This is a genomic window from Serratia sp. Ae19-1 (genome assembly GCF_059801225.1).
This window is the reverse complement of record NZ_JBCHWD010000005.1, coordinates 341,253-354,410: the sequence shown is the minus strand read 5'-3', so window position 1 is coordinate 354,410 and position 13,158 is coordinate 341,253. Positions and strand designations below refer to the sequence as shown.

Below are 13,158 nucleotides of genomic sequence, written 5' to 3'. Positions count from 1 at the left end.
TTAACAATGCAGCGGGAAAGAGCGTCATTCGTCGCCCAGTGTAATGCGCCCAGGCCCCGGCTGCATGTAGAAAAAAGAGCGGTGACGATAAAATTTTTTAACCGCCGGCGGCCTACTGCGCGCGGGCGAAAATGGCGATCACTTCGTCCAGGTGCGCCTTCATCGCCTTGCGGGCGCCGCGCACGTCGCGCGCTTCGATCGCTGCCAGGATCGCCCGGTGTTCCAGTTCGGAGCGGTGCGGCATATCGTCCGGCGTATAGTGGCGCTGCAGCACGCGGAACATGCTGCCGTAGCGGTGGCCGAGCAGGTGGCCGATGATGAACGCATAGGCCGGGTTGCCGCTGGCCTGGGCGATGCGGATGTGGAACAGCCGATCGCCGGGGTGGGTGGCGGAACCGGCCCGGTTATCGCGGCAGTTCTGCTCATAGGCGGCGCGGATGCCCGCCAGTTCTTCGTCGGTGGCGTAGCGCGCGGCCAGCGCGGCGGTTTCCGGTTCGATCAGCAGGCGGGTTTGCAGCAGAGAAAACGGCGGCAGCTCGGCGTTGAAATCCAGCTCGATGTTCAACTCGTCGTCGATCTCCGCCCACTGGTTGCGGCCGGCCTGGGCCATCACCGGCTCCTGCGACGTCGCCAGCGGCGTTGGTGAACGCACGATCACCCCGTTGCCGACCTTAACGTCCACCAGGCCGATCACTTCCAGCGCGATCAGCGCCTCGCGCACCGACGCGCGGCTGACCTGCAACTGCTGGGCAAGATCGCGCTCCGAGGGCAGGCGGCTGCCCGGCGGAAATTCGTTGTTTTCGATAAGACGTTTGAGCTGATCAGCTATCTGTCTGTAAATTCGTGGGTTTTCCAGTCGGGTAATCGGCATTTTTGACCTTTGACGATTCGGCGTTCAGTGATTTGGCGCACAATTATGCGACAAGGCGCTTGAGTAATCGTTATTCAAGTGTAAAAAAATGGTTAATTGAAATGCGGTTTCAAGGCTGTTTTATTAACTTCTTCCCCCAACGATAACGCGTAAAGCGTCTTTTGTCATGTTAGAGGCCTGACCTTTAATCGCCTTTAGTGGCCTGACCATTAGACCTTTAGGCCGAGGAGTCAAGATGGATTTAACCGGGAAACGCGTACTGATCACCGCCGCCGGGCAAGGGATCGGATTCACCACCGCCAGGCTGTTCGCCGCCGCCGGCGCCGAAGTGATCGCCAGCGATATCAACCTCGAGCGCCTGCAGGGCTGCGCCGGGATCCGCGCGCTGACGCTGAACGTCACCGATCCGGTCGCCATCGCGGCGGCGGCGGAAGCGATCGGCCCGATCGACGTGCTGTTCAACTGCGCCGGCGTGGTGCACAGCGGATCGATCCTCGATTGCAGCGAAGATCAGTGGGCGTTCGCGCTCGATCTCAACGTGACTGCGATGTTCCGCATGATCCGCGCCTTCCTGCCGGGCATGTTGGCGCGCGGCAAAGGCTCGATCATCAACATGTCCTCGGTGGCCTCAAGCGTGAAAGGGGTGCCGAACCGCTTCGCCTACGGCGCCAGCAAGGCGGCGGTGATCGGCCTGACGCGCTCGGTGGCGGCGGATTACGTCACCCAGGGCATCCGCTGCAACGCCATCTGCCCCGGCACGGTGGAATCGCCGTCGCTGCGCCAGCGTATCGCCGAGCAGGCGCGCGAGCAGGGGCGCAGCGAGCAAGAGGTGTATCAGGCGTTCGTCGCCCGCCAGCCGATCGGGCGCATCGGCACCACCGAGGAGATCGCCCAATTGGCGCTGTATCTGGCCTCTGACGCCAGTTCATACACCACCGGCACGGTGCAGATCATCGACGGCGGCTGGAGTAACTGAACCGTCATTTTTGAGAGAGGAAGGCATGAAACTTTTACGTTACGGGCAACCCGGGCAAGAACGCCCCGGCATGTTGGATGCGCAAGGCCGCCTGCGCGATCTGTCACAGCATATCGCCGACGTGGGCGGCGCCGCGTTATTGTCGTCGTCGCTGGCCAAACTGCGCGCGCTGGACAGCGCCGCACTGCCGCTGGTCGAAGGGCAGCCGCGCCTCGGCGCCTGTGTCGGCGGCATCGGCAAGTTTATCTGTATTGGCCTGAACTACGCCGATCACGCAGCGGAAACCGGCGCGGCTATCCCTGAAGAGCCGGTGGTGTTCAACAAATGGACCAGCGCGGTGGTCGGCCCCAACGATCGGGTGGAGATCCCGCGCGGTTCGCAGAAAACCGACTGGGAAGTGGAGCTGGGCGTGGTGATCGGCCTGGGCGGGCGCTACATCAGTGAAGCGGACGCGATGCGCCACGTCGCCGGCTACTGCGTGATCAACGACGTCTCTGAACGCGAATATCAAATTGAGCGCGGCGGCACCTGGGACAAGGGCAAAGGCTGCGACACCTTCGGGCCGATCGGCCCCTGGTTGGTCACCGCCGACGAAATCGCCGATCCGCACAGCCTGAATCTGTGGCTGGAGGTGGACGGCAAGCGCTATCAGGACGGCAACACCAGCACCATGATCTTCCGCATTCCGCAGATCGTCAGTTACCTCAGCCGCTTCATGAGCCTGCAGCCGGGCGACGTGATCTCCACCGGCACGCCGCCGGGCGTCGGCATGGGGCAGAAACCGCAGCCTATCTATCTGCGGGCGGGCCAGACGATGCGTCTGGGTATTGAAGGGCTGGGCGAACAGCGCCAGCAAACCGTACAGGCTTAACCGGGAGCGCCGCCATGACCACCATTACCGCACTGCGGGTTGAAGACATTCGTTTCCCCACGTCGCTGGGGCTGGACGGATCCGACGCCATGAATCCGGATCCCGACTATTCTGCCGCTTACGTGATCCTGGAGACCGATCGCGCGGATCTCAGCGGCCACGGGCTGACGTTCACCATCGGCCGCGGCAACGAGATCTGCTGCGCGGCGATCCGCGCGCTGGAGCATCAGATCGTCGGCGAACGGCTGGAGACGATCGCCGCCGACATGGGCGCCTTCTGGCGGCGCTTCACCAGCGACAGCCAGCTGCGCTGGATCGGGCCGGACAAAGGCGCTATTCACCTGGCGACCGGCGCGGTGGTCAACGCGGTGTGGGATCTGTGGGCCAAATCGGTCGGCAAACCGGTGTGGCGGTTGGTGGCGGAGATGACGCCGGAGGAGCTGGTGCGCTGCATCGACTTCCGTTACATCACCGACTGCATCACGCCGCAGGAAGCGCTGGCGCTGCTCAAGCAGCGGGCCGAGGGCAAAGAACGCCGCCTGGAACGGCTGCTGCAGGAAGGGTATCCCTGCTACACCACTTCGGCAGGGTGGTTGGGTTATCCGGACGACAAGCTGCGCCGCCTGTGCCAGGAGGCGGTCGACGCCGGTTTCTCCTACCTGAAACTGAAGGTCGGGCGCGATCTGGAAGACGACATCCGCCGGGTGCGCATCGCCCGCGAGGTGATCGGCCCGGATCGCCGGCTGATGATCGACGCCAACCAGGTGTGGGAAGTCGATGAAGCCATTCCGTGGGTGAAGCATCTGGCGTTCGCTAAGCCCTGGTTTATCGAAGAGCCGACCAGCCCGGACGACGTGGAAGGGCATCGCAGCATCCGCGAAGGGGTGGCGCCGGTCAAGGTGGCCACCGGCGAGATGTGCCAGAACCGCATCATGTTCAAGCAGTTCATCATGCGCGGCGCGGTGGACGTGGTGCAGATCGACGCCTGTCGCCTCGGCGGCGTCAACGAAGTGTTGGCGGTGATGCTGATGGCGGCCAAATACCAGTTGCCGGTCTGTCCGCACGCCGGCGGCGTCGGGCTGTGCGAATACGTGCAGCACCTGTCGATGATCGACTATCTGTGCATCGCCGGCACCCACGAGGGCCGGGTGATCGAGTATGTCGATCATCTGCATGAGCACTTTGTCGATCCTTGCGTAATCAAGGGCGCGGCCTACATGCCGCCGAGCCGGCCCGGCTATTCGATCGAGATGCATCCGGCGTCGATCGAGCAGTATCGGTTCCGCGGGTGAGGCAGGGGGATCCCATGCTGCGCATCGACGCTCACCAGCACTACTGGCGCTACCACCCGCAGCACTACCCGTGGATCGACGAGCAGATGCGCGTGCTGCGGCAGGATTTTGGGCCGACCCAGCTGCGGCCGCTGTTGCAGGCGCACGGCTTCGACGGCGCGCTGGCTGTGCAGGCGCGTCCCAGCGAGGAAGAGACGCTGGCCCTGCTGGCGCTGGCTGAGCAGAGCGAGGGCGTATGCGGCGTGGTGGGGTGGCTGGATATCGCTTCGCCACAGCTGGCGCAGCGTCTGGAGGCCTTGCAGCCTTATCGCGCGCTGCGCGGGGTGCGCCATCAGGTGCAGGACGAGGCGGAGCCGGCAGCCTGGCTGGCGCGGCCAGAGGTGGAGCGCGGCATGCAGACGCTGCAGCGCGCTGGGTATGTATACGAGATCCTGGTGACGCACCGGGATCTGGCGGCCGCGGCGGCGTTCGCCGCCCGCCACGACCAACACTGGCTGGTGTTGGATCATCTCGGTAAGCCGGACGTGGCGCGCGGTGCGCGGCACTGGGCGCAGCAAATCCGGCCGCTGGCGGCATTGCCGCACGTGGCCTGCAAGCTCTCGGGGCTGATCACCGAGGTACCGGGCGGCCGGTGGCGGGCGGAGGAGCTACTGCCGTTCTTCGCCGCCGCGCTGGAGGCTTTCGGCCCGCAGCGGCTGATGTTCGGCTCCGACTGGCCGGTGTGCCTGTTGGCCGGCGACTACCGTCAGGTGGTGCAACTGTGCGAACAGGCGCTGTCGACGCTGGGGGCCGCCGAACAGGCGGCGATTTGGGGCTGCACCGCCTGGCGAATTTACGGTTTAACGGAGTCTGGTTATGGATCTGTATCTGCAAGATAAGGTGGTGTTGGTTACCGGCGGCGGTTCCGGCATCGGCGCGGCGATTTCTCATGTGCTGGCCGAAGAGGGAGCGATTCCGGTGCTGGTCACCAACGTCGCGCCGGAGGCGGCGCTGCTGGCCGATTTGCAGCGGCTGCAGCCGCGCACCGAGGTGATCCTCACCGAATTGTGCGACGAGGCGGCCTGCCGCTGCGCGGTTAGCCAGACGCTGGCGACCTTCGGCCGCATCGACGGGCTGGTGAATAACGCCGGGGTCAACGATGGCGTCGGGCTGGAGGCGGGGCGCGAAGCGTTCGTCGGCTCGCTGGAAAAGAATCTGGTGCACTACTACCTGATGGCGCACCTGTGCCAGGCGGCGCTGCGGGAGAGCCGAGGCGCCATCGTCAACATCGCCTCCAAGACCGCGCTCAGCGGGCAGGGGGGCACCAGCGGTTATACCGCAGCCAAGGGCGCGGTGCTGGCGCTGACGCGCGAATGGGCGGTGTCGCTGCGCCATGACGGGGTGCGGGTGAACGCGGTGGTGCCGGCGGAGGTGATTACCCCACAGTACCAGCGCTGGCTCAACACCTTCGCCGAGCCGCAGCGGCAGATGGAGAAAATCACCGCGCGCATTCCGCTCGGACAGCGCATGACCACGCCGCAGGAGATCGCCGATACCGTGGCGTTTCTGCTGTCGTCGCGGTCATCGCACACCACCGGGCAGTGGCTGTCGGTGGACGGCGGTTACCTGCATCTCGATCGGGCGCTGACGTGAGCGGCGCGGCGGCTGGGCGGCGCCGTTTCTGCCAGGCGCTCGATCTGATCGACTCACCGACGCTGATCGCGGAGTACCAGCGTCATCATCAACGCATCTGGCCGGGCATCGCCGCGCATTTGCGCGAGCACGGCATTCTGGAGATGGAGATTTACCGGTTGGGCACCCGGCTGTTCATGATCGTGGAGGTCAGCGCCGACTTCGACGCCGCGCGCTTTGACGCCGCCAGCCTGAATAACCCCGAAGTACAGCGATGGGAAGCGCTGATGTGGCACTACCAGGCCGCCACCCCCTGGACGCCGCAGGGCGAAAAATGGGTGGAAATGACGCGGATTTTCTCTCTGCAACAGCAATAACGCCGACATCAACATCGCTAGCCGATACGAGGATATCACCATGCTTGCTGAAAAAAGCGCGGCCTCCGCGCAGCCGGGCGTCCCCGTGACCGCCAACCTGCGCTGGGCCTTTATCCTGGTCACCAGCCTGTTCTTCATGTGGGGGCTGTCCTATGGCCTGCTGGACGTATTAAACAAACATTTTCAGGAGACGCTGCACGTCACCAAGGCGCAGTCGGGGCTGCTGCAGGCGGCCTATTTCGGCGCCTATTTCCTGGTGGCGCTGCCCGCCGGCTATTTCATGGACCGCAAGGGCTATAAGGCGGGCATTCTGGTCGGGCTGTGCCTGTATGCGCTGGGGGCGCTGCTGTTCGTGCCGGCGGCGTCGGCCAACAGCTTCGGCGTGTTCCTGTTCGCGTTGTTCGTTATCGCCAGCGGCCTGGGCTGCCTGGAAACGGCGGCCAACCCTTACGCCACGGTGCTGGGCGACGCGCAGGGCGCCGAACGGCGGCTGAACCTGGCCCAGTCGTTCAACGGCCTCGGGCAGTTTATCGGCCCGCTGATCGGCGGCACGCTGTTCTTCTCCGCCAGCCAATCCGCCGGCGGCGGCGATCAGAGCGCGGTGAAGATGACCTACGTGGCGATCGCCGCGCTGGTACTGCTGATCGCGCTGTTGTTCAGCCGCACCCGGCTGCCGGCGATCCGCGAGGAGGAGAAACCGGTGCACGGCGTGATAGCGCAGGGATTGTGGCAGCATCCGCATTTCGTCGGCGGGGTCATCACGCAGTTCTTTTACGTGGCGGCGCAGGTGGGCGTGGGGGCATTCTTTATCAACTACGCCACCGAGCACTGGCGCGAGGTGTCCAACCAGAGCGCTTCTTACCTGCTGTCGATCGCCATGATCTGCTTTATGGTCGGGCGCTTCTTCAGCACCTGGCTGATGGGGCGGGTCAAGCCGGCGACGCTGCTGGCGGCCTATGCGCTGATCAACATCGCGCTATGCGGCGTGGTGATGCTGAGCGTCGACGGGGTGTCGGTAGTGGCGCTCATCGCGGTGTTCTTCTTTATGTCGATCATGTTCCCAACCATTTTCGCCCTGGGGGTGAAAAATCTGGGCAAGCACACCAAACGCGCCAGTTCCTTCATGATCATGGCGATCGTCGGCGGCGCCATCATGCCGTACTTTATGGGGGCGCTGGCCGATCGCTACAGCACCGCGCTCTCTTATCTGCTGCCGCTACTGTGCTTCGCGGTGGTGCTGGTTTACGGCCTGCGGCAGCGCCGCGCCTGATTCAACCCGGCGGCGAATCGGCCTTCGCCGCCGTTGTCAGCGTCTGTGGGCGCGTTCGCATCAGGATCGCCAACGCCAGCAGCAGCACCATGCCGGACAGCGCACCGTTTATCGTCAAGCCTCCGGCGTCCACCACCAGTCCGCCCGCCAGCGAACCGCAGGAAATCGCCAGGTTAAATAGCGCGATATACAGCGAAGAGGCGACCTCGACCGCGTCGGGCGCCGCCTTGAGCATCCACGCCATCAGCGAAACGGAAACGCCGCCGTAGGCGATGCCCCACAGCAGGAGGAAGGCGCCGCCGCTCATCGGCGCGTGCCCCAGCAGCGGCAGCAGCAGGACGGCGAGCGCCAGCCCGAGGGCGATCAGCGCCAGGGTGCGGCGCAGCCGTTTGGCGGCGGCCTGGCCGGCGATGAAATTCCCGATGATGCCGGCGACGCCGTAGGCGAACAGCAACGGCCCCATCCAGCGGCCCTCGATGCCGGCGACCGTCTGCAGCAGCGGGCGGACAAAGGTGTAAGCCATAAAGTGGCCGGCGACCAGCAGAAACGTCAGCAGCAGCCCGGTCAGCAGCCGGCGATTCGCGCGCTGCGCGGTGAACGACCGCCAGCTCACCGCCTGCGTGACCGGCAGCGGCGGCAGCACGCACAGCAGCAGCAGCAGGGTCAGCGCCGCCAGGACGGCGACGGCCAGAAACGCCATACGCCAGCCCAGCGCCTCGCCGAGGAACACCCCGAACGGCACGCCGAACACCGAGGCCGCCGCCACGCCACCGAAGATGATCGACAGCGCCAATCCGACGGAGGCCGGCGGCACCAGACGTTCCGCCAGCCCGCCGGCGATGACCCAGATACCGCCGATGCAAAAGCCCAGCAGGATGCGAGCGGCGAACAGCAGGGCCATGGAGGTGGCGGCGGCGGCCAGCAGGTTGGCGGCGATCAGCAGCAGCAGAAAGCCCACCAACAGGCGGCGGCGATCTGTGCGCCGGGCGCCCAGCACCACCAGCGGGGCGAACAGCGCGGCGAACAGGGCTGGCAGAGAAATCAGCAGCCCCGCGCGGCCGACCGTCGCGTTCAGCGTGCTGACGATCGGGGTCAGCAGCCCGACGGGTAGCATTTCTGCGGTAACGACGGTGAAGGTGGACAGGCCGATGGCGAAGGTCGCCAGCCAGGGTTTTGCGCCGCCGTCGGCGTGTAAGGCATTCATAAGGATCCTCCCAGCAGATGAATAACCTCAGTGTATCCGCGCCAAAATGGCTGATAAACTGGCCTTGATGCGCAATATTGGGGACAAAACGTGGCTAATTTACCGTCTATGCCGTTGGATAACCTGACCGATCTGCTGGTGTTCATTCGCGTCGCCGACGCCTGCAGCTTCACGCTGGCGGCCGAGAGGCTGGGCATCTCCCGATCGGCGGCGGGCAAATGCGTGAACCGGTTGGAGGAGCGATTGGCCACCCGGCTGCTGCAGCGCACCACGCGCAGCGTCAGCCTGACCGAAGACGGCGCGGTGTTTTACGAGTATGCGCAGCGCATCCTGTCGCAGGCCGAAGAGGCGGAAACGGCGCTCAATACGCGGCGGCAAACCCCGCGCGGGCGGCTGCGGCTGGATTTGCCGGTCGCGTTGGGGCGGTTGCATATTCTGCCGATTTTGCGGGAGTTTTTGGCGCAGTGGCCGGAGGTGGACGCCGACGTCAGCTTTTCCGATGATTACAGCGATCTGGTGCGCGACGGCATCGACGTGGCTGTCCGCGTCGGCGGCAGCGACGACAGCCGGCTGGTGCGGCGGGTGCTCGCGCCGCATCGTCTGATCACCTGCGCTGCGCCGGACTATCTGGTGCGGCACGGTACGCCTGCGAAACCGGAGGCGTTGGGCGATCACCAGACGCTGGTCTTCAGCCATCAGGGGCTGCCGGCGCCCTGGCGCTATCGGGTCAACGGTCAACTGCACGAACAGCCGGTGCGCGGCCGGATGCGTTTCAACAACGTCGAGGCCTTGCGGGATGCGGCCGTCGCCGGGGCCGGCCTGTGCCAGGTGGGGGCGTTTCTGGTCGGCGAACAGATTGCGGCCGGCACGCTGGTACCGGTGCTGGAGCGCTATTGTCGCCCAGGGCCGCCGATCTGCGCCGTCTATCCCAGCCGGCGCCACCTCTCCCCCAAGGTGAAGCTGTTCCTCGCGGCGATCGAACAGCGCTGGCAGGGCAAGGCGATTTGGGAAACCGCTTAGCGCGGGCGGCTCACGCCGCTTGCAGAGCCAGCGTTCGCCGCATTAAGCGATAGCCGCCGGCCGCCACCGCCATAACCACCAGGCCGGCAATGAGTGTGACGCCGAAGCCGGCCTTGATCCCCACCGCATCGATCGCCAGCCCCGCCAGGGCGGCGCCGAGCGCCACGCCAATCCCCAGGCCGGTCACCATCCAGGTCAATCCTTCCGTCAAGCGTGAAGGCGGCACGAGGCGTTCAACCAACCCCATGGCGACGATCATGGTCGGCGCGAAAAACAGTCCGGCGACAAACATCGCCGCCGCCAGCGTTAAGACATTGTGCACCCACAGCAGCGGCAGCGTGGTGAGTGCGGTGGCGAAGGCGGCGTATAAGAACTGCCGGGGCAAGGGATACGGCAGCTTTATTGCGCCGAAAATCAGCCCGGCGAGGCAGGAGCCGCCTGCATAAACAGACAGCACGATGCTGGCGGCGGCCGGCTGCCCTTGCTGCTCGGCGAAGGCCACGCTGATGACGTCCACGGTGCCGACGATGGTGCCCAGCGCGATCAGCGCCAGCACCAGGATCTGCATTGACGGCATCGCCAGGATGGCGCGCTGCCGCTGGCGAGTGCGGGGGTAAACCGGAGGCTGAGTGCTTTTTTGCCAGGCGAACGCCGTGACGCCCGTCACCAGCAGCAGCGCGGCCGCCAAAGGGCCGGCCTCAGGGAAGAGTGAAACGCTGAGCCCCACGGCGATCGGCGGGCCGATGATAAAGGCGACCTCATCCAGTACGGACTCGAATGAAAACGCCGTGTGCAGCTGCGGCGTGCCGCGATAAATTTCGCTCCAGCGGGCTCTGACCATCGCGGAGATGCTGGGCATGCCGCCCGCGAGCGCGGCGAAGACGAACAGCGTCCAGTCCGGCGCCCGATAGTGGGTGCAGATCAGCAGCAGCAACAGGGCGAGTGCGCTGACCCCGGTGGCGTAGGGCAGCACGCGGTTTTGGCCGTGGCGGTCCGCCGCGCGTGCGATTTGCGGCGCGAGCAGCGCCATGGAAAAGGCGAATGTCGCCGCCACCGCACCCGCCAGCCAATAGGAGCCGCGTACCTGCGAAAGCATGGTGATGATGCCGATACCGGTCATTGAGATCGGCAGGCGTGCGATCAACCCGGCAGAGGAAAACGCCTTGCTGCCCGGTGCGCTGAACAGTGTGAAATAAGGATTTGCCATGAAAAGGGCTCCTGAATGTTGGCGGCTCGGTATTCGCGCAATGCCCATCATTGACATACGCCACGTATGTTACGTTAATTGACATACATGGCGTATGTCAATTATAACGTCATCAATGGCGAGACGGGAGTGAATCCATGGCACGTAAAGCGCGCACAGAAATGATTGAAGAAACCCGGCGTAAGCTGGTGGCGGCCGCCCGTCAGCAGTTCGGCGGCGTGGGGTATGCCGAAACGGTGATGGATGAGCTTACCGCGCAAGCCGGTATGACGCGTGGTGCGCTCTATCACCATTTTGGCGACAAGAAGGGATTGTTTTTGGCCGTCGTGCAGGAAATCGACGCCGAAATGGATGCGCGCCTGGCCGACATTACCGCGAGCACGCCGGATGACTGGGAGGCCTTCGCGGGGCGTTGCCGCGGTTACCTGATCATGATGACGGAGCCGCATGCGCAGCGCATTCTGTTACGCGATTCGCCTTCGGTGCTGGGAGCCGACTATCTGCAGGCCAGCAAGTTGGGTTGCATCACCTGGATGACGGGGGCCTTACAGGCGTTGATGGCGCAGCGGCGTATCGCTATCGCCGAACCGGAAGCGCTGGCGCATTTAATCAATGGCGGCCTGATGGATGCTGCGCTGTGGGTCGCACATCAGCCGGAAAAAGAAACGGCGTTGGAACAGGCGTTAGCCGGTCTGAACCTGTTGCTGAACGGACTGCGTTTTCCCGTCGCTTAAATGTTGAAGCCGGCCACCGCGCGTTGCGGCGGCGGCTTAGGAGTGAAGGGGAGCGGGCTGGACGTTTTGCGCCAGCTGGATATTGTTGCGGCCGCTGTGTTTCGCCAGGTAGAGCGCAGCGTCGGCTGCACCGATCGCCGATTCGACGTCCAGCTTTTCCAATGCCGAGATGCCGGCGCTGAGCGTCAGCGTGCCGCTGTGCTGTGGGCTGGCACCGTGCGGGATGTTCAGTTCCGCCACCCGCTGGCGTACCCGTTCTGCCAGCTGCGCCGCGTAGCCTTCGTGCACGTTGGTCAGCAGCACCAAAAACTCTTCCCCGCCGTAGCGCACCACGATATCGCGCGAACGCACCGCATCGCGGATGGCGACCGCCACTTGCACCAGCGCCCGATCGCCCATCGCATGGCCGTAGCTGTCGTTGTAGACCTTAAAGTGGTCGATATCCAGCAGCAATACGTAGTGGCGGCCGGTTTGCGGCTCCAGCAGCATATTGATCTTATTCTCCAGCCCACGTCGGTTATAAAGACCGGTCAGGGGATCGATCATGCTCAAATTATTGAATCTGTCCCTTTCGTTATACAGATTGGCCACCAACGCATGGGTGAAGATTTCGCTGCGTTTCAACATCAGATGATGTAGCGAGAAAGCAATAATAGGTAATACCGTAGTGAATAATATCCGCAGGGTATTATGCATGCCGTCCAGGGCCAGGATCATCATTGCAGAGGGCACGGCGTGCAAACAAAAGGCGGTGAAGTTATCCGTCAGAGAAATAGCGCTGATAAAAAAGATACTGAACAAACTAATTAATAAAAAATCTTGGTTATTCGGTAGGCAATACTGACTTTTGACATAGATATGTGCGGCCCACAGCAGGCCGAGCACGCTGGCGAACAGGTTGAGTTTGCACTGGTATTGCCGCGGTGTGTACAACGAAAATAGCGCCGCCGCCAGACAAAATAACGGTATGCATAATAAAGGCAGAGTAAAAGAAGGGACATCCCTAAAAGGGAACAATAACGTAAATATGGAAGAGGCGGCATTCATCATTAGAAAAATAAATAATGCCAGGCGCTGCTTGCTGTTCAGTAATTCCTGATAAGAACGGGCGTTCATACGGAGGTCACTCTTTGCAAAGTCGTACTGTCGAATAATTAAGGTTGAGAAGCATTCCCTCGGCGCGAAATATCCACTTGAATTGCATGGTTGACCGTTGTGATTATTATCATGCAAACAGGACTAGGAATTTTCTTATGTCAAATTATCATTTTTTCATGCTGGTGTCATCTGGGTTTGGTCACCGTAGCGAAAATGATGCGGCGGCCAAAAAAGTGTTATATGATATTGGTTATCATTATCACTTGAAGGGGGGTTGTCATGCTTACTGCCATGATTGCCGCATGCGGGCTGTGGGGCGTCAGTTGGTGCCTCGGCGATCGTCTGGCCAGCGCCTGGGGCGTTTTGCTGCCGTGCGCGCTGATGCCGCTGCTGGCCTTGATCGACCTGGATATGATGCAGTTGCGCACCCTGATCGTGATAGCGATGTTGGCGACGCTGGTGATGTTGTTTAACAGCCGACTGCGTCACTATCTGCTGCTGCCTTCCTGTATGGCGTTGGCGGGCGGCCTGGCGGCCATCAGTCTGAACTTCAGCGTCGGCTAAACGCCGGAAACGGCAAAACCACGCTTATGCGTGTTTATCATCAATGCGTTGGGATTTTTTCGA

At 63.1% G+C, this 13,158-nt stretch carries 14 protein-coding genes; 10 read left to right on the top strand and 4 right to left on the bottom strand.

The features are described from left to right. Window positions 1-112: 112 nt before the first annotated feature. Window positions 113-871 carry a FadR/GntR family transcriptional regulator gene (locus AAIE04_RS16855; RefSeq protein WP_498577372.1) on the bottom strand — a complete coding sequence of 253 codons (759 nt, stop codon included), beginning with the start codon at window positions 869-871 and terminating at the stop codon, window positions 113-115. Window positions 872-1,106: 235 nt separating this feature from the next. On the opposite strand from AAIE04_RS16855, the gene AAIE04_RS16850 reads away from it, so the two are divergent. From AAIE04_RS16850 to fucP, 7 genes are read left to right on the top strand one after another with little or no spacing between them, the layout of a single operon-like run. Then, a complete protein-coding gene (locus tag AAIE04_RS16850) occupies window positions 1,107-1,847 on the top strand; it encodes an SDR family oxidoreductase (RefSeq protein ID WP_498577371.1) in 741 nt (246 codons plus the stop codon). A gap of 25 nt (window positions 1,848-1,872) precedes the next feature. Then, window positions 1,873-2,718 carry a fumarylacetoacetate hydrolase family protein gene (locus AAIE04_RS16845; protein ID WP_498577370.1) on the top strand — a complete coding sequence of 282 codons (846 nt, stop codon included), beginning with the start codon at window positions 1,873-1,875 and terminating at the stop codon, window positions 2,716-2,718. A 14-nt stretch (window positions 2,719-2,732) separates the two neighbouring features. Continuing rightward, complete coding sequence (locus tag AAIE04_RS16840; protein ID WP_498577369.1) at window positions 2,733-4,010, top strand: L-fuconate dehydratase; 1,278 nt, start codon at window positions 2,733-2,735, stop codon at window positions 4,008-4,010. 14 nt (window positions 4,011-4,024) lie between these two features. After that, a complete protein-coding gene (locus AAIE04_RS16835; RefSeq protein WP_498577368.1) occupies window positions 4,025-4,888 on the top strand; it encodes an amidohydrolase family protein in 864 nt (287 codons plus the stop codon). Continuing rightward, window positions 4,866-5,642, top strand: coding sequence for an L-fucose dehydrogenase (locus AAIE04_RS16830; protein ID WP_498577367.1), 777 nt, complete (start codon window positions 4,866-4,868; stop codon window positions 5,640-5,642). The genes AAIE04_RS16835 and AAIE04_RS16830 overlap by 23 nt, the downstream gene beginning before the upstream one ends. Next, on the top strand, window positions 5,639-5,998 hold the full coding sequence (locus AAIE04_RS16825) for an L-rhamnose mutarotase (RefSeq protein ID WP_498577366.1): 360 nt from the start codon (window positions 5,639-5,641) through the stop codon (window positions 5,996-5,998). Before AAIE04_RS16830 ends, AAIE04_RS16825 begins: the two co-directional genes overlap by 4 nt. Before the next feature lie 40 nt (window positions 5,999-6,038). Continuing rightward, the gene (gene fucP, locus AAIE04_RS16820) at window positions 6,039-7,268 is read left to right on the top strand and encodes an L-fucose:H+ symporter permease (protein WP_197770875.1); all 1,230 of its coding nucleotides are present in this window, start codon (window positions 6,039-6,041) and stop codon (window positions 7,266-7,268) included. 1 nt (window position 7,269) lies between these two features. Here the strand turns inward: fucP and AAIE04_RS16815 are convergent, their stop codons facing one another. Continuing rightward, window positions 7,270-8,472, bottom strand: coding sequence for an MFS transporter (locus AAIE04_RS16815; RefSeq protein ID WP_498577365.1), 1,203 nt, complete (start codon window positions 8,470-8,472; stop codon window positions 7,270-7,272). Between the two features lie 108 nt (window positions 8,473-8,580). Here AAIE04_RS16815 and AAIE04_RS16810 point away from each other — a divergent pair, with 108 nt between their 5' ends. Continuing rightward, the gene (locus tag AAIE04_RS16810) at window positions 8,581-9,492 is read left to right on the top strand and encodes a LysR family transcriptional regulator (RefSeq protein WP_063918116.1); all 912 of its coding nucleotides are present in this window, start codon (window positions 8,581-8,583) and stop codon (window positions 9,490-9,492) included. A gap of 10 nt (window positions 9,493-9,502) precedes the next feature. Here AAIE04_RS16810 and AAIE04_RS16805 read toward each other — a convergent pair whose 3' ends face one another. Further along, window positions 9,503-10,699, bottom strand: a complete 1,197-nt coding sequence (locus AAIE04_RS16805) for an MFS transporter (protein ID WP_498577364.1) — start codon at window positions 10,697-10,699, stop codon at window positions 9,503-9,505. Window positions 10,700-10,836: 137 nt separating this feature from the next. Here AAIE04_RS16805 and AAIE04_RS16800 point away from each other — a divergent pair, with 137 nt between their 5' ends. Continuing rightward, on the top strand, window positions 10,837-11,433 hold the full coding sequence (locus AAIE04_RS16800) for a TetR/AcrR family transcriptional regulator (RefSeq protein ID WP_498577363.1): 597 nt from the start codon (window positions 10,837-10,839) through the stop codon (window positions 11,431-11,433). Between the two features lie 36 nt (window positions 11,434-11,469). Here the strand turns inward: AAIE04_RS16800 and AAIE04_RS16795 are convergent, their stop codons facing one another. Further along, window positions 11,470-12,549 (bottom strand): GGDEF domain-containing protein, encoded by a 1,080-nt coding sequence (locus tag AAIE04_RS16795; RefSeq protein WP_154747232.1) that lies wholly within the window; start codon window positions 12,547-12,549, stop codon window positions 11,470-11,472. 261 nt (window positions 12,550-12,810) lie between these two features. Here AAIE04_RS16795 and AAIE04_RS16790 point away from each other — a divergent pair, with 261 nt between their 5' ends. Then, on the top strand, window positions 12,811-13,095 hold the full coding sequence (locus AAIE04_RS16790) for a DUF1435 domain-containing protein (RefSeq protein ID WP_025159611.1): 285 nt from the start codon (window positions 12,811-12,813) through the stop codon (window positions 13,093-13,095). Window positions 13,096-13,158: the final 63 nt, after the last annotated feature.